Annotated in this window: 20 protein-coding genes; 17 read left to right on the forward strand and 3 right to left on the reverse strand. The window is 53.7% G+C overall.

All coding sequences use genetic code 11. The features are described 5' to 3' along the window. The first annotated feature begins 2 nt into the window (after window positions 1-2). Genes SK3146_RS29655 through SK3146_RS29665 form a run of 3 tightly spaced genes read left to right on the forward strand, consistent with a single transcriptional unit; the run spans window position 3 to window position 2,592 of the window. On the forward strand, window positions 3-992 hold the full coding sequence (locus SK3146_RS29655) for a polysaccharide biosynthesis protein (protein WP_249862159.1): 990 nt from the start codon (window positions 3-5) through the stop codon (window positions 990-992). Beyond that, window positions 989-1,867, forward strand: a complete 879-nt coding sequence (locus SK3146_RS29660; RefSeq protein WP_249862160.1) for an SDR family oxidoreductase — start codon at window positions 989-991, stop codon at window positions 1,865-1,867. Before SK3146_RS29655 ends, SK3146_RS29660 begins: the two co-directional genes overlap by 4 nt. Then, window positions 1,864-2,592: a glycosyltransferase gene (locus tag SK3146_RS29665; protein ID WP_249862161.1), complete on the forward strand. Its 729-nt coding sequence runs from the start codon at window positions 1,864-1,866 to the stop codon at window positions 2,590-2,592. Before SK3146_RS29660 ends, SK3146_RS29665 begins: the two co-directional genes overlap by 4 nt. Window positions 2,593-2,660: 68 nt before the next feature. Here SK3146_RS29665 and SK3146_RS29670 read toward each other — a convergent pair whose 3' ends face one another. Genes SK3146_RS29670 through SK3146_RS29680 form a run of 3 tightly spaced genes read right to left on the reverse strand, consistent with a single transcriptional unit; the run spans window position 2,661 to window position 5,867 of the window. Then, window positions 2,661-3,581, reverse strand: a complete 921-nt coding sequence (locus SK3146_RS29670; RefSeq protein ID WP_249862162.1) for an NAD-dependent epimerase/dehydratase family protein — start codon at window positions 3,579-3,581, stop codon at window positions 2,661-2,663. A gap of 3 nt (window positions 3,582-3,584) precedes the next feature. Next, window positions 3,585-4,559, reverse strand: coding sequence for an NAD-dependent epimerase/dehydratase family protein (locus tag SK3146_RS29675; protein WP_249862163.1), 975 nt, complete (start codon window positions 4,557-4,559; stop codon window positions 3,585-3,587). Between the two features lie 33 nt (window positions 4,560-4,592). Further along, on the reverse strand, window positions 4,593-5,867 hold the full coding sequence (locus SK3146_RS29680; RefSeq protein WP_249862164.1) for a nucleotide sugar dehydrogenase: 1,275 nt from the start codon (window positions 5,865-5,867) through the stop codon (window positions 4,593-4,595). A gap of 245 nt (window positions 5,868-6,112) precedes the next feature. Between SK3146_RS29680 and SK3146_RS29685 the strand changes: the two genes are divergently transcribed. From SK3146_RS29685 to SK3146_RS29750, 14 genes are all read left to right on the forward strand, one after another. Next, on the forward strand, window positions 6,113-7,354 hold the full coding sequence (locus tag SK3146_RS29685) for a glycosyltransferase family 4 protein (protein ID WP_249862165.1): 1,242 nt from the start codon (window positions 6,113-6,115) through the stop codon (window positions 7,352-7,354). A gap of 379 nt (window positions 7,355-7,733) precedes the next feature. Next, entirely contained in the window at window positions 7,734-8,201 is a 468-nt protein-coding gene (locus SK3146_RS29690) for a hypothetical protein (RefSeq protein WP_249862166.1), read from the forward strand. A gap of 117 nt (window positions 8,202-8,318) precedes the next feature. Beyond that, window positions 8,319-8,693 (forward strand): hypothetical protein, encoded by a 375-nt coding sequence (locus SK3146_RS29695; RefSeq protein WP_249862167.1) that lies wholly within the window; start codon window positions 8,319-8,321, stop codon window positions 8,691-8,693. 238 nt (window positions 8,694-8,931) lie between these two features. Then, a complete protein-coding gene (locus SK3146_RS29700; RefSeq protein ID WP_249862168.1) occupies window positions 8,932-10,491 on the forward strand; it encodes a glycosyltransferase in 1,560 nt (519 codons plus the stop codon). Window positions 10,492-10,580: 89 nt separating this feature from the next. Then, the gene (locus tag SK3146_RS29705; RefSeq protein WP_249862169.1) at window positions 10,581-11,615 is read left to right on the forward strand and encodes a glycosyltransferase family 4 protein; all 1,035 of its coding nucleotides are present in this window, start codon (window positions 10,581-10,583) and stop codon (window positions 11,613-11,615) included. A 237-nt stretch (window positions 11,616-11,852) separates the two neighbouring features. After that, window positions 11,853-12,554 carry a glycosyltransferase family 2 protein gene (locus SK3146_RS29710; protein ID WP_434006832.1) on the forward strand — a complete coding sequence of 234 codons (702 nt, stop codon included), beginning with the start codon at window positions 11,853-11,855 and terminating at the stop codon, window positions 12,552-12,554. Between the two features lie 7 nt (window positions 12,555-12,561). Next, complete coding sequence (locus SK3146_RS29715) at window positions 12,562-13,698, forward strand: glycosyltransferase family 2 protein (protein ID WP_249862171.1); 1,137 nt, start codon at window positions 12,562-12,564, stop codon at window positions 13,696-13,698. A 6-nt stretch (window positions 13,699-13,704) separates the two neighbouring features. Then, entirely contained in the window at window positions 13,705-14,433 is a 729-nt protein-coding gene (locus tag SK3146_RS29720; protein ID WP_249862172.1) for a glycosyltransferase family 2 protein, read from the forward strand. Window positions 14,434-14,542: 109 nt separating this feature from the next. Next, a complete protein-coding gene (locus SK3146_RS29725) occupies window positions 14,543-14,833 on the forward strand; it encodes a nucleoside-diphosphate sugar epimerase (protein WP_249862173.1) in 291 nt (96 codons plus the stop codon). A gap of 29 nt (window positions 14,834-14,862) precedes the next feature. After that, the gene (locus SK3146_RS29730; RefSeq protein WP_249862174.1) at window positions 14,863-15,204 is read left to right on the forward strand and encodes an alpha-helical endospore appendage domain-containing protein; all 342 of its coding nucleotides are present in this window, start codon (window positions 14,863-14,865) and stop codon (window positions 15,202-15,204) included. Then, entirely contained in the window at window positions 15,201-15,503 is a 303-nt protein-coding gene (locus SK3146_RS29735; RefSeq protein WP_249862175.1) for a hypothetical protein, read from the forward strand. The genes SK3146_RS29730 and SK3146_RS29735 overlap by 4 nt, the downstream gene beginning before the upstream one ends. 89 nt (window positions 15,504-15,592) lie before the next feature. After that, a complete protein-coding gene (locus SK3146_RS29740) occupies window positions 15,593-16,051 on the forward strand; it encodes a ferritin-like domain-containing protein (RefSeq protein ID WP_249862176.1) in 459 nt (152 codons plus the stop codon). Between the two features lie 237 nt (window positions 16,052-16,288). Then, window positions 16,289-17,515 carry an S-layer homology domain-containing protein gene (locus SK3146_RS29745; protein WP_249862177.1) on the forward strand — a complete coding sequence of 409 codons (1,227 nt, stop codon included), beginning with the start codon at window positions 16,289-16,291 and terminating at the stop codon, window positions 17,513-17,515. Between the two features lie 38 nt (window positions 17,516-17,553). Then, the gene (locus SK3146_RS29750; protein WP_249862178.1) at window positions 17,554-18,765 is read left to right on the forward strand and encodes an S-layer homology domain-containing protein; all 1,212 of its coding nucleotides are present in this window, start codon (window positions 17,554-17,556) and stop codon (window positions 18,763-18,765) included. Window positions 18,766-18,767: the final 2 nt, after the last annotated feature.

Raw genomic sequence — 18,767 nt, forward strand, 5'->3', positions numbered from 1 at the left:
CGATGTTTGACAGCCGCAAAATTTTAATTACCGGCGGTACAGGCTCGTGGGGATATGAGCTGACCGCCCAGCTTCTTAGCAAATACGATCCGCTGGAGATTATCGTATTTACCCGCAACGAAGCGAACCAGGTGGCGATGAAGAATACGTTCTCCGATCCGCGGCTTCGCTTTTGCATCGGCGATATTCGGGATAAACAGGCTCTGCTTAAAGCATGCCGGGACGTCGATTGTTTGTTTCATCTTGCTGCGCTCAAGCATGTACCGGTTTGCGAGGACCAGCCGTTCGAAGCGCTGAAGACGAATGTGACCGGGACGCAAAACGTCATCGAGGCGGCTATCGAAGCGAAAGTGAAGAAAGTAATCTATGTGTCCTCGGATAAAGCGGCGAGCCCGGTCAATTTCTACGGCATGACCAAGGCGATCGGCGAGAAGCTGATAACGCAGGCGAATTTGTCGAGCGCCGATACGAAATTCGTCTGCGTCCGCGGGGGCAATGTGCTCGGCACGAACGGCAGCGTTATTCATGTGTTCCGCAAGCAGATCGTGGAGAAAAATCAAATCGGCATCACCGACAAGGCGATGACCCGCTTTTTCCTGACGCTGCAGGAAGCGATAGCGATGCTGCTGCATGCCGCGGAAAAAGGTCTCGGAGGGGAAACGTTCGTGATGAAGATGCCCAGCTGCCGGATTGTCGATTTAGCTGCGGTGCTCTCCGAGGCTTTGGGCAAAAAGGACGTCGATATGGTTGAGCTGGGGGTGCGCCCGGGGGAGAAAATAGAAGAAATTTTGTATTCCGAATACGAGTCGCATAACACGGTTTTATACGATGACGAATACATGGTCATTTTGCCGCCGCTGGATATCCCGGGGCTTCAGAAATATTACTCCCGATTTCCGCGGGCGGCTGCGGGAAGCTACGCTTCGGGACAAAGTCTGATGAACCTTCACGAGATTGAACGGATGCTGCTGAAGGGAGGTTTTTTGCCATGAGAGTTCTTGTGACCGGAGGCGGCGGAATGGCCGGCCATATGCTCGTTCGATATTTATCCGAGCGTACCGGCTGCGACGTGTTCTATACGATCCGGGAACAGCTTTTGCGGGATAGGCCGGGGAGCGGTTTGTACTTGGAAGCGAGCGACGACGAAGCCGTAAAAAGGCTGATAGAAGCCGTGCGGCCCGATGTCGTCGTCAACTGCATCGGCATATTGAACGATAACGCCGAGCAAAAGGTGACGGAAGCGTACCGTATTAACGGTCTTCTGCCGCATTTGCTCGCGGAAGCTGCGGAGCGGGTTGGCGGGCGTCTGATTCATATAAGCACGGACTGCGTATTTTCCGGCGATGCTTCCGGGGCCGGGGCCTACGAGGAAGACCGCGTGCCCGACGGCACGACGGTATACGCGAGAACGAAGGCGCTCGGCGAGGTGCTGCGGGCTCCGCATCTGACCGTGCGCACGTCGATCATCGGACCGGAAATTCGCCGGAACGGGATCGGGCTGATGCAATGGTTTATGAAGCAGCGCGGGACGGTACAAGGCTTCGTTCGGGTGCGCTGGAACGGCGTGACGACGCTGGAGCTTGCCAAATTCATCCGCCATGCGCTGGAGCGCGGAGATCGCTTGACCGGACTTGTGCATTTGACCGCTCCGTACGAAATCAGCAAGTACGGTTTGCTGAAGCTGATCCAAGACGTCTTCGGCAAGAGGGATGTTTGCCTTGAGCCTCGCGGCGCCAAATCGCTGGACCGGACGCTGCGCAGCACACGCGCCGATCTGGAGTACCCGGTTCCGGGTTATCCCGAAATGCTGAAGGAACTGCGCGACTGGATCGACGGGCATGCGCAGGAAGGGGAATGGGCCCGATGAATCCCAAAGTGACGATCGTCATTCCTTTCTACAACGATCCGTACGCTTATCAGGCCATATCCAGCGCGCTTGCGCAGACATATCCGAACGTCGAAATCATCGTCGTGGACGACGGGTCGAACCGGTACGGCGAGATCGGAAAAATTGTCCCTTTGATGAACCGCGTCCTGTATATGCGCAAGCCGAACGGAGGCACGGCCAGCGCATTAAATTACGGCATTCGCCGGGCTTCCGGAGACTATATCGCCTGGCTGAGCTCGGACGATCTGTTCTATCCGCATAAACTGGCCGTGCAAATCCCTTTTATGCTTGAACGCCAAGCGGAGATCAGCTTCTGCTCGTTCGACTTGATGGATGAGAACGGTCTGGTGACACAGACCGATGTCACGCCGCGTTTTGCGGATGAAGCCGCATTGTGCTCTGCCATGCTGACCTTGAATCCGATTAACGGCTGCACGGTCGTCATGTCTGCCCGGTTATTGGAGGAGATCGGTTTATTCAACGAAGCGCTGCCATATACACATGATTACGATCTGTGGTTTCGCATCATGCTGGCCGGTTACCGGTTTGCCTTTGTAGACGAGCCGCTGATCGGATACCGCTGGCACCCCCAGATGGGGACGGTGCGGCATTGGCCGAGCATCCAATTGGAGGTCGAGCAAACCCGCGGGCGCTATCGAAGTTCGATGACCGACTATATTCATAAGCTTGGCGGGCAAGTCTAGCTAAGCGGCAGAACGATCTAAGCCCGGCACTGTCAGGAGGTTTTACTGACGGGACCGGGCTTAGCGCGTTATTCTGCGGTACGCATTTCATATTCGTACGTGCTCTTAAGGCCTTGAACGAGATCGTAATCGGCCGTCCAGCCCAATTGCTCGTACGCTTTCGCATTGCTCAGGCAGCTGTGCCGGATATCCCCGGCTCGCTCCGGCTCACGCATAACGGCGATCGGAACCCCGTGCAAAGCTTGCAGCTGCTGCACCAGCCGGTTCACCGAGACGCTCGCAGCGGTTCCGATTTGCACGGTATGCCGATCTCCCCGGTGAATGGCGGCCAGATTGGCCTTAACTACATCTTTGACATAAACGAAATCGCGCGTTTGCTCTCCGTCTCCGTAGACGATCAGAGGCAGACCCTTCCGGAGACGGTCGAGGAAGATCGCAACGACGCCGCCCTCTCCTTTGGGGGTTTGCCGCGGGCCGTACACGTTGGCATATCGAAGGATCGTATAGTTTAATCCGTACAGCCTGTGAAATACGCGCAAATACGATTCGGGCGCCAGCTTGGATATGCCGTAGAAGGAGATCGGCTGCGTAGGATCGTCTTCATGAACGAGCGTCGTTTGCAAATCTCCATAGACGGCGCAGGAGGAAGCGTAGATGATTTTTTGCACGGATGCCTGCGCGCAGGCGTGAACGAGATTGGCGGTTCCCGCGATGTTGACCGAGGCGTCCGCTCCGGGGTCGGATACGGAACGCTGGACGTCGACTTGGGCCGCGTGATGAAAGACGACGTCGGGGCGCTCGCGCAGCAAGAGCGCTCGCACATCCTCGCTCCGGATATCCATGCGATGCAGAGGAACGCCGGGGGGCAAGTAATCGGGATTTCCGGTACTTAAATTATCGATGACCTGCACGTTGATCCCTTTGGCGAGAAGCGCTTCGACCAGATGGGAACCGATGAACCCGGCTCCGCCGGTAACAATAGCCTTCATAGTTCATCCTCCCGCTTTCTGTTGCCGTTTGTACCAATCGATCGACAGCTGCAGACCTTCCTCCAGCGATACGGACGGTTCGTACTGAAGTATTCGTCTGGCCCGCGATATATCCGGAATGCGGGCGGCCATATCCTCGAAGCCGGGACCGTATGCTTGGGCATGAGGAATAAATACGACGGGGGAAGACGAGCCTGCCAGCTTCACGATGCGATGCGCCAAATCGACGATCGCGATCGGGCGTTCCGAGCCGATATTAAACGCCAGGCCGTTAGCTGCAGGCTCCATTGCGGCGACAGTCCCTTCGACGGTATCCCGGATAAAGGTGAAGCAGCGGATTTGCGATCCGTCGCCGTGAACCTCCAAAGGCTCGCTCGCAAGAGCCGCTTTAATAAACCGCGGCACGACGCCCCCGTATTGCGAGGAGGTTTGCCGCGGGCCGTACGCGTTGAAATAGCGGACGACGGTGACCGGAAGCCCTTGCTCCGCGTAGGCGAAGCACAGATGCTCGTCGATCGCTTTGGCCGTCGCATAGCACCAGCGGTGAATCGAAGGGTCGCCAAGCACGCGGTCCGAATCTTCCTTGAACGGCAGCTTGCTGTTTTTGCCGTAAATTTCCGATGTCGAAGCAAAGACGACCTTCGCGCCGTATTTCATGGCCAGCTCAAGAACGTTCCGCGTACCGTCGATATTGCCTTCAATGACCTTCAACGGATTTTCGACGGTGTTTTTGACCCCGAGAACGGCGGCCAAATGGAAGACGACATCGCAGCGTTCGATCAGTCCCTCAAGCAGCGCTTTGTCGGTGACCGAGCCGTGGATCATCGAGTGCCGATTGCTTTCCGTCGCTTCGTCCAAAAAATGCAGCCGGCCTGTCGACATATCGTCCAATGTCCATAGATGATGTCCTAACTCTATTAAACGATGCACTAGATGAGAACCTATGAATCCGGCCCCTCCCGTTACGAGAATATTCATTTCGCTCTATCACCCCATTCATGTGGTTTCTTCCTAGATTGTGACGATATGATCGCGATCGCCGACATGCTTCATCGCATTGCGGGTATCGATAACCAGATTGGCGTGAGCCGCAACTCCATCATAAGGAATGCCCGAGTGATCGGTGAGGATCAGCACGCAATCCTGCTGCTCGATATTTCGTTTGGTCAGCGGACTTCCTTTCATAGGCTGACCGCCGACGCGAATCTCCTGAATATACGGATCGTGGAAGCTGACCTTGATCCCTAGCTTCATAAGCTTTTCTATAATCGGAATCGCCGTAGATTCGCGCAGATCGTTGACGTCTTTTTTATAAGTGACTCCGATAACCAGAACGCCGCACTCCGTTAGCGGTTTACCTGCAAGGCTGTGCGTCACCCGCTGCACGACATACTCCGGCATGAATTCGTTAACCTTATGCGCCACTTCGATAAACTGCAGGTCCACATCATATTGCTTAGCCTTCCACAGCAAATAGAGCGGGTCGACCGGTATGCAGTGACCGCCGATTCCGGGGCCCGGATAGTAGGGGGTAAAGCCGTACGGCTTGGTGCTTGCGGCGTCGATGGCTTCCCACAGGTTAATGTTCATTTTTTCGCACATCATCGCGAGCTCGTTCATGAAAGAAATATTGACGAGCCTTTGGCAATTTTCAAGTATTTTCGTAAATTCGGCGACCCTCGGAGAGGAGACGACGACAACATTTTGGAAAACACTCTCATAGATTTGTTTGGCGTAAGAAGTACATTGGCCGGATACGCCTCCTAGCACTTTGGGGATTTCATGCAGCGGACTCCGGCGAGCTCCCGGATCGATACGCTCCGGCGAGTAGGCCAAGTGCACGTCCACTCCAACAACCATTCCTGTCGATTCTATCAGGGGCTGCAATTCTTCTTCCGTCGTCCCCGGATAAGTCGAGCTTTCCAACACGACCAAATGCCCTTTATGCAAATGGGGCATAATATTGCGGACCGCATGTTTGACATAGGTCAAATCGGGTTTGCTGTCTTGATCCAGCGGGGTAGGAACGCAAATGATGACCGCATCCGCTTGGCCGACCGCATCGAAAGATTCGCTTACGTGAAAGGTACCGTCGGCAAATAACCTTCGAATCTCTTTTGCGGAAAAATCGGATAAATAGCTTTGCCGATGCTGCAGCTTCTGAATCTTGCTTGAGTCGACATCGATACCGTAGACGGTATGCCCCTTTTCCAAAAACAATTGCGCCAGAGGAAGTCCGACGTAGCCTAATCCGACAATGGCAATATGAAATCGCTTCTGATTCATCTCTGTACTCCTTTCGTCATTTCTTGTATAGCATACGTATATGAGCTTCTTCCGGTAATAGATTAATATCTCCTAGATGAAAAAATAGTAGAATGTCTATGCGCCGGCAGCGTCGCAGCATAGTGTTTCGCCTGTTACCCGGCAGGCAAAGATATTATCCTAGCGCATTGGATGTTTGTACCTTTCGAATACAGGGGCCGGAACATAGAATACATCGGGCTTCTTCGTGAGGAAGGGATGGGGATATGAATATACTGCTAACCACTTATTTTTATCTCCCGCATGTGGGAGGGGTGTCGACGTATGTTGACAATTTGAAGAAAGAGCTGGAGCGGATGGGGCATCAGGTCGATGTGTTTGCTCATCATCCGGACATGGAAAAGTACTATATGCCGAATAACGGCAGGGTTTTGGAAAAAAGCAAGATCAAAAATCTGATTTACGAGAAGGTATACGCTTATTACGAACAGTACATGCCCCATGTAGATCCCTGGATTCGGTGGAGAGACATCGAACGGTACTGCTTCGAAACTGCCGCCGCCGCCTTCGGATTAAATAAGTACGATCTGATCCATGCTCAGGATATCGTATCCGCCAGGGCGCTCTGGCGCGCCAAGCCGAAGGGAACTCCTCTCGTTGCAACCATTCACGGATGTCTGGCGACGGAATTCATTTATTCCGGGGAGATTACGAGCAAGCAAAGCCTGCCCTGGAAATATGCAGCTGCCGAGGAGCTGTACGGGGCGATATCGAGCGACGCTACGATCGTTCCGACCCGATGGCTGAAACGATTGTCCATGAGCGAATTTAAAGTGCCGGGCGAGCATTTGCGAATCATTCCGTACGGCATCGATATCGGGGCGTTTCAAGAGCGGATGGAGCAGTGGACGGCCTTTAGGGGACCGCAGGATAAAAAGGTGATCATATGTCCCGCGCGCCTGGTGCCGGTAAAAGGGCATAAGCATTTGCTGACGGCTTTGGCAAGGCTGAAGCAAGTCCGCAGCGACTGGGTATGCTGGATTGTGGGCGACGGACCGTTAATGCATGAGCTGCGGCAGCAAAGCAGCAGCTTGAGTCTGGACCCGTATGTCCAGTTTCTGGGCTCCCGATCCGACGTGCCTGCGCTGCTCAAACAGGCTCATGTCTTCGTGCTGCCCAGCTTGCAGGACAATCTGCCCTTCTCGGTCATGGAGGCACAAATTGCGGGGAAAGCCGTTGTCGTCTCCGATGCCGGGGGAATACCCGAAATGGTGGCTCACGGCAAGACGGGGCTCGTTTCTCCGGCTGGCCAGAGCGAGGCCATGTTCAACAATCTGCACCTGATTCTCGGAGACGATGTGCTGAGAAGGCGGCTGGGCGAACAGGCTAAGCGGTGGGCTCTGCATCATTGGTCGCTGCCGGTTATGATGGATGCGACATTGGACGTTTACGAATCGGCGACCCATGGACGCATATTAAAACGAGGAGGTAACACCCATGGCAGATAAACTTTCACTGCGAAAAGGAAACGGATATGCGGCCGCCCCACCTGCCGGAAAGATCCGAAACGGAAAGCTCCAGAACGGAAAGCTCCGAAAGCAAGGCGGCAAAGCCGGAGCGGCGGGCGGAACGGTTCTTCTCAACAGTCAAGCTGCCGTGAAGAAAGGCGTTGTGGAGGGAAAGAACGGCGCTCTAAAAAAAAGCGGGAAAAAGACTGCCAAAAAGAATGTGCTGCCATTTAAAAAACGGAAAAGGAACAAAACCGCGTTAGGGAAGGCTCCGCAAAAGAGAGTATTGAAAAAAAGACGCAAAAGCAGATCTACCGTACTGCGGAAAAGAGCATCGCTTCTTCCGGCTAGAAGGGCGGGCAAACGAAAAGTTCGCCGTGTGCGGAAAGCTATTACGCCGCTGATCTTGCCGCCGGCAATCCCTGCGATACCCGATCCTCCCGTTCAAGCGCCGCCGGAACAACCGGTCGAGAGCGACGGCCTTGTGCCGGGAGAATTGTACGATCCGATCTTTTCCTTCGATATTCCCAAGCCGGAAATTAAAGTTGAACCGCAAGTATGGGACGCCGTAAGGGAGAATCTGCCCTCAGATTATTTGATACCCGACCCGGCATTTATTAATGTGTTGTCCGGTGCAATGGACATGCAGACGATGCCGGAGTCATCCCCTGCGATGCAGCAGGTCGAAGCGGATGAGGCCGTAGGCCCGCTGCTCGATGCCAGTTTGATTTCTTTTATCGCGCAGGAGGTCACTCCTCCGTCTTATGAGCCGATGTCGCCGCCGGAGACGCCGCCCATGCCGCAAGCGCAGCAAGTACAGCCGAAGGCGGAAGGAAGCGGCGAATAAGAGATTTTTTGTGTGAGTAGACAGAAAACGGACGATTGCCTTCGAACAGTTGTCCATACCGATTCTTGCGGCGGGAATATACTAAGATCGTAATATATTACAAAGGAGTTGTCCCGCGTGAAAAAAAACGATAATGCAAACCGGCTTGAAGCCAAGATGGCCAAAATTCCTCCTATCTATCACAGCATGGTCCCTTCCGACTTGACCGACGAAGAGAAGCTGGCATGGATACTGGAACAAGAGAAGAAAGGGATCTTCGCAACGGCCCCGTACTTCAGATGGCTGAACAAAGCTCCCGGCTCCGGCTTGTATACAGGCCCCGGAACGGGTCCTGGAACCGGCCCGGGAACCGGATTGTTAGGAGACAACATAACTCCTTATTTGCCGGCGGGTTATGACTATTCGCTCGATGTGCCCGAATTCGGTCCTTCCCTGGACGATACGGATGATGAAGAGCATGACGACGCCGACTTGCCGAAGGAAGATAAATAAATAGCTTGTTTTAGCCACCGGACCTTTAGTCTAGTGGCTATTTTTTTATCGCAGGGGAAACTTTAAGTTTGAACGCGGTTTTCTCAACCGGCGCCTCCGAAGTTTCATCGGCAATAGGAGAGCGGCTCTAGCAATGAGCGGAAAGCAAGACGCGAGAAACGGAATATAGTAAATCAAGAGCTTGAAAGGCAGCGCTTCAACCTTTAGACACGATTAGAGATGAAAGGAAGAGACTCGGATGAAAATCTTGTTGGCAACCTACTGGCCCCTTCCTCATATTGGAGGCGTATGGACCTATCTTGAGATTTTACGGGACGGCCTGGAGAGAAGAGGGTATGAAGTAGACATATTCGCCCAGCATCCGGATTTAACAAAATATTATTTGATCAAGGACGGCCAGGAAGTGGAAAAAGCGCCGCTTTTGGCCGCAGCGGAGGCGCAGACGGCAGGGCAATACAAGGACCGGGATATCGTGCTTTCGCCGTGGATGCTGTGGAGGGAGAGCGAGAAGCGCGCCTTCGAGCTGGCATGCCGGCAGCTGCGGTTGGATCGGTACGATGTGATTCACTCCCAGGATATTATTTCGACCTTCGCGCTCGCCAGAGCGAAGCCTTCCGGCGTACCGCTGGTTGCCACCATTCACGGATGTCTGGCGACGGAATGGGTAGCGAATAAAGAAATTCGGGTCCGTTCCAGGCTGGAACGCCATCATTTGGCGCTGGAGGAGTACTACGGGGCCATGACGCCGGACTGTCTCATTTTGCCGAGCCGCTGGCTGTCCCGGTGCTTGTCGACGTTTCAGGTCGCTCATCCGAATACTTATATCGTTCCTTACGGGTTAAGCCAGCATGACTTTCATCCGCTGCCGAAGGAAGATGCCCAGGAACGCTCTCCCGAGCGCGAAGGCCATCGATTCATTATAGCTTGCCCGGCCCGCCTCGTTGCGATCAAAGGACAAACGCATCTCCTGCAAGCGATGAAACGGCTGATCGAGCGGAGAAAGGACGCCGTATGCTGGCTTATTGGAGACGGGGTGATGCGAGGAGAGCTCGAAAGGCAAATCAGGCAGATGAGGCTCGGGGATCATGTGAAGCTGCTGGGAAAACGGACGGATGTTCCCAACCTCCTGTCTTGCGCAGATGTTGTGGCGCTTCCCTCTTTGCAGGATAATCTGCCTTTCTCCGTTATCGAGGCGCAAAGTCTGGGTAAGCCTGTGGTGGCGAGCAGCGTCGGCGGCATCGTCGAAATGATCGAAGAGGGGGTGACGGGCTACTTGGTCGAGCCGGGAAACGCCGAGGCGCTGTACGAGAAGCTGCTGCTCCTCGCCGACGATTGCGCCTTGCGGGAGCGTCTGTCAAGGACGGCCAGAGAGCATTCGAAGCAGCGTTGGAACGATGCGGTCATGATCGATCGGACTGTGCGGGCATACATGGACGCAGCCGGCGGCAAACGCGCACCTAAGGCAGCGGAACCATTTATCGATAAAATGGAGTGCGGTTACCGCGATATGCTCTTGGAAACGAAGGAAGCTCTTGTCGTACCTACGATGACTTTGCAAGGAACCATTAAGGACGCAAGCTCCGGATACGCCGTCTCCGATGCCCGCGTACATTTGCTGGACGCATCCGGCGTCGTTCTCCGAAGCATGCATTGCGGAGCTAACGGGGAATTCGCGCTGCCGGGCGTACAGCCGGGCGCCTACGAGCTGGGCTGCTTCAGCGAGGCTTACGGTTTCAAGACCCGGGCGGTTAGAATATCTTCGGCCGGACGGGCGAACATCGAAATTTTGCTGCAATGAGCCCCCGCTGCTGCAATATACCCGCTAAGGCTTTGCTGCAGCGGATTTTGGATGAATATAATCAGACCATAGGGAAGAAGGGTAACCTGATGAGATTTGCATTTGCGATTATGACCCTAACCAAAGGCGGAGCCCAGAGGATGCTTGTGGAGATCATGCAGGGCTTGATCCGCAAAGGACATGAAGTGACGGTTGTGATGCCTTCTGCCGGAATCATCGATTTTGCGCTGAACGCCCGGTTGATTCGTACCGCCGGCGATACGATGACGGAGCACGACTTTCCCTATGCGGATGTGCTCGTCTCAAATTTTTACACGACGGTGGAAGCCGTGCAGAGAGCGTCGGAGCAGGGGAAGGGAATTCATATGCGTTTGAGTTTATGCTACGAACCGTTATTTTTGCCGGATCAGGCCGTTTCTTTCCCAACTTATCAGATGACGCCGAATCTTCTAGTGTTATCCCGGTATCAGCAGGAGTTGGTCTACTTGAATCACGGCGTCGAAGCGAAAGTCATCCCTATCGGAGTAAGCAAAATCTTCCGTCCGTACAGTATTAGAGATCACGGCGGGCCGCTGCAGATCGGCGCCGTCATTCGCAAGCCGGACGGGGGGGATGCCTGGCATCGGCAGCAGGAGGCGCTGATTAGCCATATGCTGTTCGTTAAAGCGCAGCGGCCGCAGGTGGAGTTAAATCTGATCGGTCCTCCGCGCGACGTATTCACCTCGCCTGCGCTTATGAAATTGCGCGAAACGGGGCAATTCCGGTTCTACACGCCGGCCAGTGATGCCGAGCTGTGCTATCACTATAATCAAATGCATATCTTCGTAACGTCTTCCGTGCACGAAGCGTGTCCTCTGCCGGCGCTGGAGGCGATGAAATGCGGTACGCCGCTCGCCGCCGTCTATTCGGGCGGCAATATGGAATATTGCCGGCATGAGCACAATTGCCTGCTCTCTTACGCCACAGACAACCGTCTGGGAGAGGACATTATACGTTTGGTCGACGATTCCGGGCTGCGCCGCAGACTGGCTTCCAACGGGCTTAAGGAAGCGGAGAAGTGGACATGGGAGCGAAGCGTAGAGCTTTTCGAACGGGCGGCGTTTGAATATATGTGCAGAAGATAGTGAATCGCGGGGGCCGATAAATCTCGGCTCTCTTTTTCATATGTTCCGCAGCCTCAATTTTCTTCGCTATGTGCACTAGCCCTCGCTCTCATAATAAATGTACATAAAATAATGTGGAGTTGTTTTGCACAACAAATGCAGCGATTGGAGTTGAGTCATAGAATGCGACCAGTACGTACTCCCTCTTCCCCCAGATTCAAGCGGCCCCGCTTGAAAGTGTCCGTCATCATCCCCGTCATGAACGAACGAAGAACGCTGGCTCGCGTCATCCGGGAAGCGAAGAAGCTGCAGCCCGGCGTAGAAATTATAGCCGTCGTCAACGGATCTACCGACGGCTCGGAGAACATAGCCCGGGTATCGGGCGCCCGCGTCATTTTCTATGAACAGCCGCTCGGTCATGACGTCGGCAGAAGCGTGGGGGCGCGGTATGCCAGCGGCGACGTGCTGCTATTTTTGGATGGAGATATGGTCATACCTGCACAGAAGCTGCGCCCCTTTATTTATGCGGTAGAGCGCGGCGTCGACGTTGCCTTAAACCGATATATAGGCCCGACTCGTTTACGCTCCTCTGCTCATCCGGTAGTGCTGGCGAAGCATGCTTTGAATACGGCCATCGGCAGAGCCGATCTTCGAGGAGCGTCGATGACGACGATTCCCCACGCTGTAAGCCGCAAAGCGCTAGACGCCATAGGGATCGAGAATCTTGCGGTCCCGCCCAAAGCGCAAGCGATGGCCGTGCAAAAGCAGCTGCGGGTGGAGGCCGTCCACTTTATTCACGTTGGCTTGCTGAACCCGGTTCGCCGGCGGGGCAACCGGGCGGACCCGCTCGGCAGATTGATCGTAGGCGATCACTTGGAGGCGCTGCGCTGGTATACGCAGTCTACGAACGATCGCGGGCTGCATACTGATTTGAATAGAAACCGGAATATGGTGAGGTGATCTGCTTGTGCAGCGTTCAAAAGCAATAGTGAAGAAGCCGGCTCCTTCAAGGCGTTTGCCAGTCGCCGGCCCGGGCAACCGGAAGCGCGGCAAGCCGAAAGCCCACCCGCAGCCGCTGCGGTTCCAGCGAACGGGAAAGCGGCGGCGCCGTCCGTTCAGGCCCCGCATATTCTCTCAAGCCTTTCAGGCGGGATTTCGGGCGGGGCGGAAAGACGCAGCCGATTATACGGTCGAGAACGAACCGAATCCGATCCAAGCGCTGAATCGGCTTTGGCTGCGCAGGGCAAACGGCGTGGGCCGGATCGGAGCGGGCTGGAGACGCTATGAAGAGGCGGCCAAAGGGTATGTGAACGGCTATTTCCGGGGCAAGAGAAAGCCTCCGCGGGATTGGCTGATGATGCCGACGGGCAAATCCGTTGCCGCTATAGTGACGGTGATGAACGAGGAAAGGACGATCGGCAGCGTGATGAGCGAGCTGAAGCGGCTTCCGCTCGAAGAGATTTACGTCATTGTCAACGGTTCAAGCGACCGCAGCTTCGAGAAGGCTCGCGAGCATCCTAGCGCAACCGTGCTGTTCTATCCCGAACCGCTCGGTCATGACGTAGGCCGCGCCGTAGGGGCTAAGATGGCGCAGTCCGAAATATTGCTTTTTTTGGACGGCGACATTCAGCTGTCCGCAGAGCGGCTGCTTCCTTTCATCAGCGCCGTCGATCGCGGAACGGATGTGGCCTTGAACGATATTTCCCCGTTTTTGGGGCTGTTTTATAACAGAGACCAGGTTACGTATATGAAGCAGTTTTTGAACGTCGCCCTGGGGCGCAATGATTTGCAAGCCAATTCCATGACGGCGGTGCCGCATGCTCTGTCCCGGAGGGCAGTGGAAACGATAGGCATTGCATCGTTAATGGTCCCTCCCAAAGCCCAAGCCTTGGCTGTTCATCACGGTCTACAAATCAGATCGGCGTGCAGCGTGGATGTCGTGCGCCGCAACCGGGTGAGGAACAACAATATAGGACCCATGAACCATGTGGCTGAACTGATCGTCGGCGACCATCTCGAAGCCCTTAAACTGATCGGCGATTTGAAGGGAGAACGAATGGCTTTTGCCGACACGATGCGTAAACGATCCTATGCTTGGAGGTAGAAGGGAATGCAGAAGACGAGCTTCATTATACCTAACTATAACGGTCTCCCCTGGCTGAAGCCGTGCTTGCAATCCATCCGCCAGCATACTCTAACGCCTTATGAGATCATTGTAGTCGATAACGGTTCGTCCGACGGCTCGGTCGACTATTGCTTGAAGAACGATGTGAAGCTGATCTCGCTTCCTTGGAATCGCGGCTTCCCGATCGCTTGCAATATGGGGCTGCGCATCGCTACGGGAGACGCGCTGCTATTGCTCAATAACGATACGCTGATGACGAAGAACGGGCTTTCCAACATGCTGCGATGCTTGTACAGCAGCGAAAATATCGGCATCGTCGGGCCGATGACCAATTATGCAAGCGGCAAGCAGATGCTTGGGGAGACTTTTACCACGGTAGAAGATATGACGGAGCGGATGAATCAGACGGACCCCGGGAAATGGATGGAGGTGGAAAGGCTTGTAGGGCTGTGCTTTTTGCTGCGCCGGGAGCTGCTGCATAAGGTCGGTCTGCTGGATGAGCGTTTTTCCCCGGGGCATTATGAGGATGACGACTATTGCCACCGAGCCCGCCAAGCGGGTTACCGGCTGATGATTGCCGGAGATTGCTTTATTTATCATCATGGCAGCGCGAGCTTCCGCAAAGAAGACGAACAATCCGTTAAGCATCTCATTTTGCAAAATCGCCAAAAGTTTATCGAGAAATGGGGCATGGAGCCGCAAGCGCATATTTAGCGTCGGACGCCCCTTCAATACGGTCTGTATAGGCTAATGCTGTGGTCTTTCAATCTTCGGCTGCATATGTTGTGAGAGAGCAGCTTTATACCTCCGGGAGGTTGATCGGATGCATAAGCAAATTACGAAAATGTTGGAACATATCGCCTCCTCGCAAATGGAGATGGCCAATATCCTCGAAGCCAAGCGGCATGTCGCCGTTCATATGTCGCAATTGGTTCATAATATTGCCGAGCAGTATCCAAATGTCGATGGCGTCGAAATGCTTACGGAGCATTCCTTGGACGTAGCCAAAAATATCGCAGTCTATTTAAGCAGTCTGGCCGATTTGGAGGAAGCCTTAGCCGAAAACTTGTCTTATGTGATGAAGGAAGTTGACATGCCGGACGGGGAAGAATGAACATCTTTTAACGGAAAAGAGGACTAACATTGAGCAGAAGCGATTCCTATTATAAAATGATGCAGGCTGCGGTTAAATTTCATCACAACATCGCCTTGATTCTGGAAGCCAAAGCGGCGGAAGCGACCCGTTCCTGCCAATGGATTTGCAACCATGTTTCTCCCCAGCAGTTTGACGATCACAGCAAGCAGGTCAGACGGGCGATCGAAGTTCATGAGCAATTGATCGAAGTGATCGAGGGTCTGACGAGGATGGAGCAAGCATTGTCGAAAAATATGTCCGTCTTATTAGGAGACGACGAAGAAAGCTCAGATTCAGGCGGGGAAGCGGGCGTCGGAGATTTGTTTCCGTTCGGAGGCGGCTCCAAATGAACTGGCATTATGAAGAAAATAAATTGAAGCTGCACATTTTGCATTCTCTTGCCCGCAGTCAAAGAGCGCTGGCCCGAATCATCGAAAGCATGGCGGATGTCTCGGAAATCCCGGCGGCATCCGCCGAACGCGTGGCAGAACAGATCGACGCAATCAGTCGCTACCAAAAGCAGCTGGCCGTCAAACTCACTGGCATCCGAATCCGCAAATTTCGTCGCGGACATCCGGGAGCGCTCTGGCTTAACCGTACTTTGCTGAGCGCGGAGAAACGAAGCGGAAAACGCGAATCCGGCAAATAAATAATAGGGGGGCGCACATGGGCGAGCTGTAGTGAATAGGCTATAGTATGGCGTTTTGCCTACCTTTGATTGGGAATGGAGGAAGCCGGATGATGATCAAATCCCCCTCTGCCGATGACAGTTTTTCCTTATCTGCGAAGCTGCAGTACCGGGACGTGCGCCGTTTTATGTCCCAACTGCAATGGAGCGTTAATCGCACGGCTACATTAATTCGGGCTTATGCGTCGCTGGTCAAGATGTCTCCTGACGAGGAGACCGCCTTGGACTTGGAGCGGATGCTGGCGGAAGAGAAGAAATATTTTGCTTTGCTGGAGGCGTTATACATCGAGCTTAAAGGCACGGAACCGCTTGTGCAGCCGGAGCCGTTTATTCACAACACATATCCGGACGGATTACGGCAAATGATTCGCTGGGAGCGGGAAACCATCCGGCAGTACCGCGATACTTACTTGCTGACCCCGAGCCCGAAGGTAAGGGATTTGTTTTTCTACGGTATCAACGACAGCGCCGATCATTTGGTAGGGCTGATTTTATTGCAGCAGTTATGATTTTTGATGATAGTAGTTCTTAAGAACTACTTATTCGGATAGTGGTTGCCAAAAACGGAGGGTATCTAGTATAATCGAACTGCATAGGAAAGTTTTGGCATTGATGTGTTATAATTTCATAATAATAGAAGCCGGAAGCACCGCCATTCAAAGGGAATTTTCCTATGTCTGGAGGTGCTTTTTGTATTTGTTTTTTTCAGTAAAAGCAGACACCAAAGTGTAAGGGAGAGAGATCATTTGAACCGGTTGATGAAACTAACCTTGTCCGTGCTCGTCGCGGCGGCCTTGTTGCAGGAAGCGGGGAGCGGAACGGCTGAGGCGAGCAGTCTCGACGACATCCATGATCATTGGGGAGAGCCGCAGATTACGGCGGCGGTTCAGGAGGGCTATGTGGACGGTTATCCGGACGGCACGTTCAAACCGGAACAGAATGTGAGCCGGGCGGAGTTTATTAAACTGGTGGCGGATGCGCTCCAGTGGGATCAACCGGAGGCAGCCACCGGCGCATGGTATACCCCGTACCTCAACGCATCTTTGGCTCGAGGGATTTACAAGAGCGGGGAATTTCCGGAGGATCGGCTCGAAGATCCGATCTCCCGCGAAGAAATGGCCCGGATGGCGGTGCGGGCGATAGGGATTGATCAGACGGATACTCGAAAGTGGCTGTACCTTGCCGCCTTGAAGGGGATTATTAACGGTTTGGATCAAACGGGAACATTGGCGCCGGACGAGCCTACGACGCGCGCGCAGGCGGTGACGGTAATAGGGAGAATCAAGCAGCTCCGCGCCGGGATCAGCCTCCCTGCGGATGCATACGTCATAGCGGAAGCGGAGATGTATTGGCATCGAACGAATCTGTTATCCGCGCTGCCGCAATATTTCGACGAGACGGGCGGTGCGGATTACCGCGAAGAGCTGTCGACACATTCCATCATGAACGGGAATATGACCTGCTCCCTCGACCGCTATGTTGTCGTAGATATGGACAATCCTCATGATCCGAACCGTTTCCTTGTGCCGGATGACCTGCAATGGGCGGATACCGCTGAGAAAAAAATAAAAGATGTCGGCGAAAGCGGCATCTATGTGCTTGTGTCGGAGCAGACGCTGCGGATTCAAAGCTTTCCGGCTCAGTCTAATGCCGTTAAGCCTTGCTATGCTTCTTTCATGGATAAACTGTATGACGATACAGGAGAACTTCGGGCACAAGGCCATCCGTATCAAGTGGCTCCGGCCGATCACTACACGCCTATCGGGAACAACCGGTTTTCCTTAAAATACGGCGGAGCGGTAACAGGCAATGCAGGGGAGCAGGTCATCCGTCCGTTCACAAGCTATGAGGTGCTGCCCAAAGGGCAGCTGGCTTCCCCAGATCCTAACCGTCAAGTCAGAGTGGTCTTCAAGGGCATCGGAGCGGAGGGCCCGACCCATATCATCTACGCAGGAAACGCAAAGAGCAAATAACCATCTAACAGCTTGTTATAAAAAAGGAGAGAACTATAGTGAAAAAAACAATTGCAGGTATGATCGTCGGCTTATCCCTATTCATATCCATATCCAGCACAAACGCCGCGCCGGCATTAAGCGATGTTAACGGCCATTGGGCCAAGGATCAAATAGAATTCGCCTTGAAGGACGGATTCGTCGACGGGTACCCGGACGGCACGTTCCGGCCGGATCAGAACGTCAGCCGCGTCGAGTTTCTGAAGCTGGTCGTCGATGCGCTCAAGTTTAAAAAGCAGGACGCCGCGGGGGAATGGTTCCAGCCTTACGTGAAGACGGCCGAAGTGAACGGGATTCACCAAACGGGCGAATTCGCCGCCGATCAGCTGAACGAGCCGATTACCCGCGAGGAAATGGCTCGGATCGCCGTCCGCGCTACCGGGGAAGCGAACTATGATGCGAAGAAGTGGATGTACCTGGCCACATCGAAAGGCATCATTACCGGCATGGACGAAGCCGGCACTCTCGGGGAAGATCAGCCGACAACGCGCGCTCAAGCCGTGACGGTCATCCGGAGGATCATGAAGATTCGGGAAGGAGCCAGCCTGCCGACGGATAAGTATGCTACTTCGGCGGCGGAGATTTATTGGCATAGGACGAATATTTTGACGATGCTTCCGCAGTATTTCGGATGGGGGGATGCGCACGGCATTCCATTTGATACGACGAAACTCCGCTACGATGGGGAAAATGGATTTTCAGAAGTAGAGAAGTATGTCGTAGTTGATATGGGCGATCCGAACGATCCGAATCGGGAGCTTATTCCGGAGAACATGATTTGGGTTAAGAAATATAATCTGGTTTACACTGTAGAAAAAGAGGCTCCAAGCAACAGTTATGCATTACTTTCTTTTAATCATATCGTGGTTAAAGGGGATATAGATTCACCGGTTTTTCGTTTTGCGAATTTATCGATTCCAACCATTTCTGATAGCCCAAATAATGTAGACGAGAATGGAGTGTTAAATAACGTAACTGCCTATGCCCCGCAGACGGGGGATGGCCCATATTTAGCTGCAGGTCATATGAGCAAATTGGAGCCGGGGCCACATGATTTCCATATCGTTTGCGGTGCGCTATTGCCTAAAGGGAAACTTGCGGAAAATGGACTATCCTTTAGTATCTTGAGAAGCTCTGCTCAGGAATTGGGTGAAAGAGGGAATCAATTAATATATCGTTCACAGGTAGAGTACAGCTTTTTAAAGGAGTAACT

Source organism: Paenibacillus konkukensis, from assembly GCF_023523925.1.
GTDB lineage: Bacteria > Bacillota > Bacilli > Paenibacillales > NBRC-103111 > Paenibacillus_S > Paenibacillus_S doosanensis.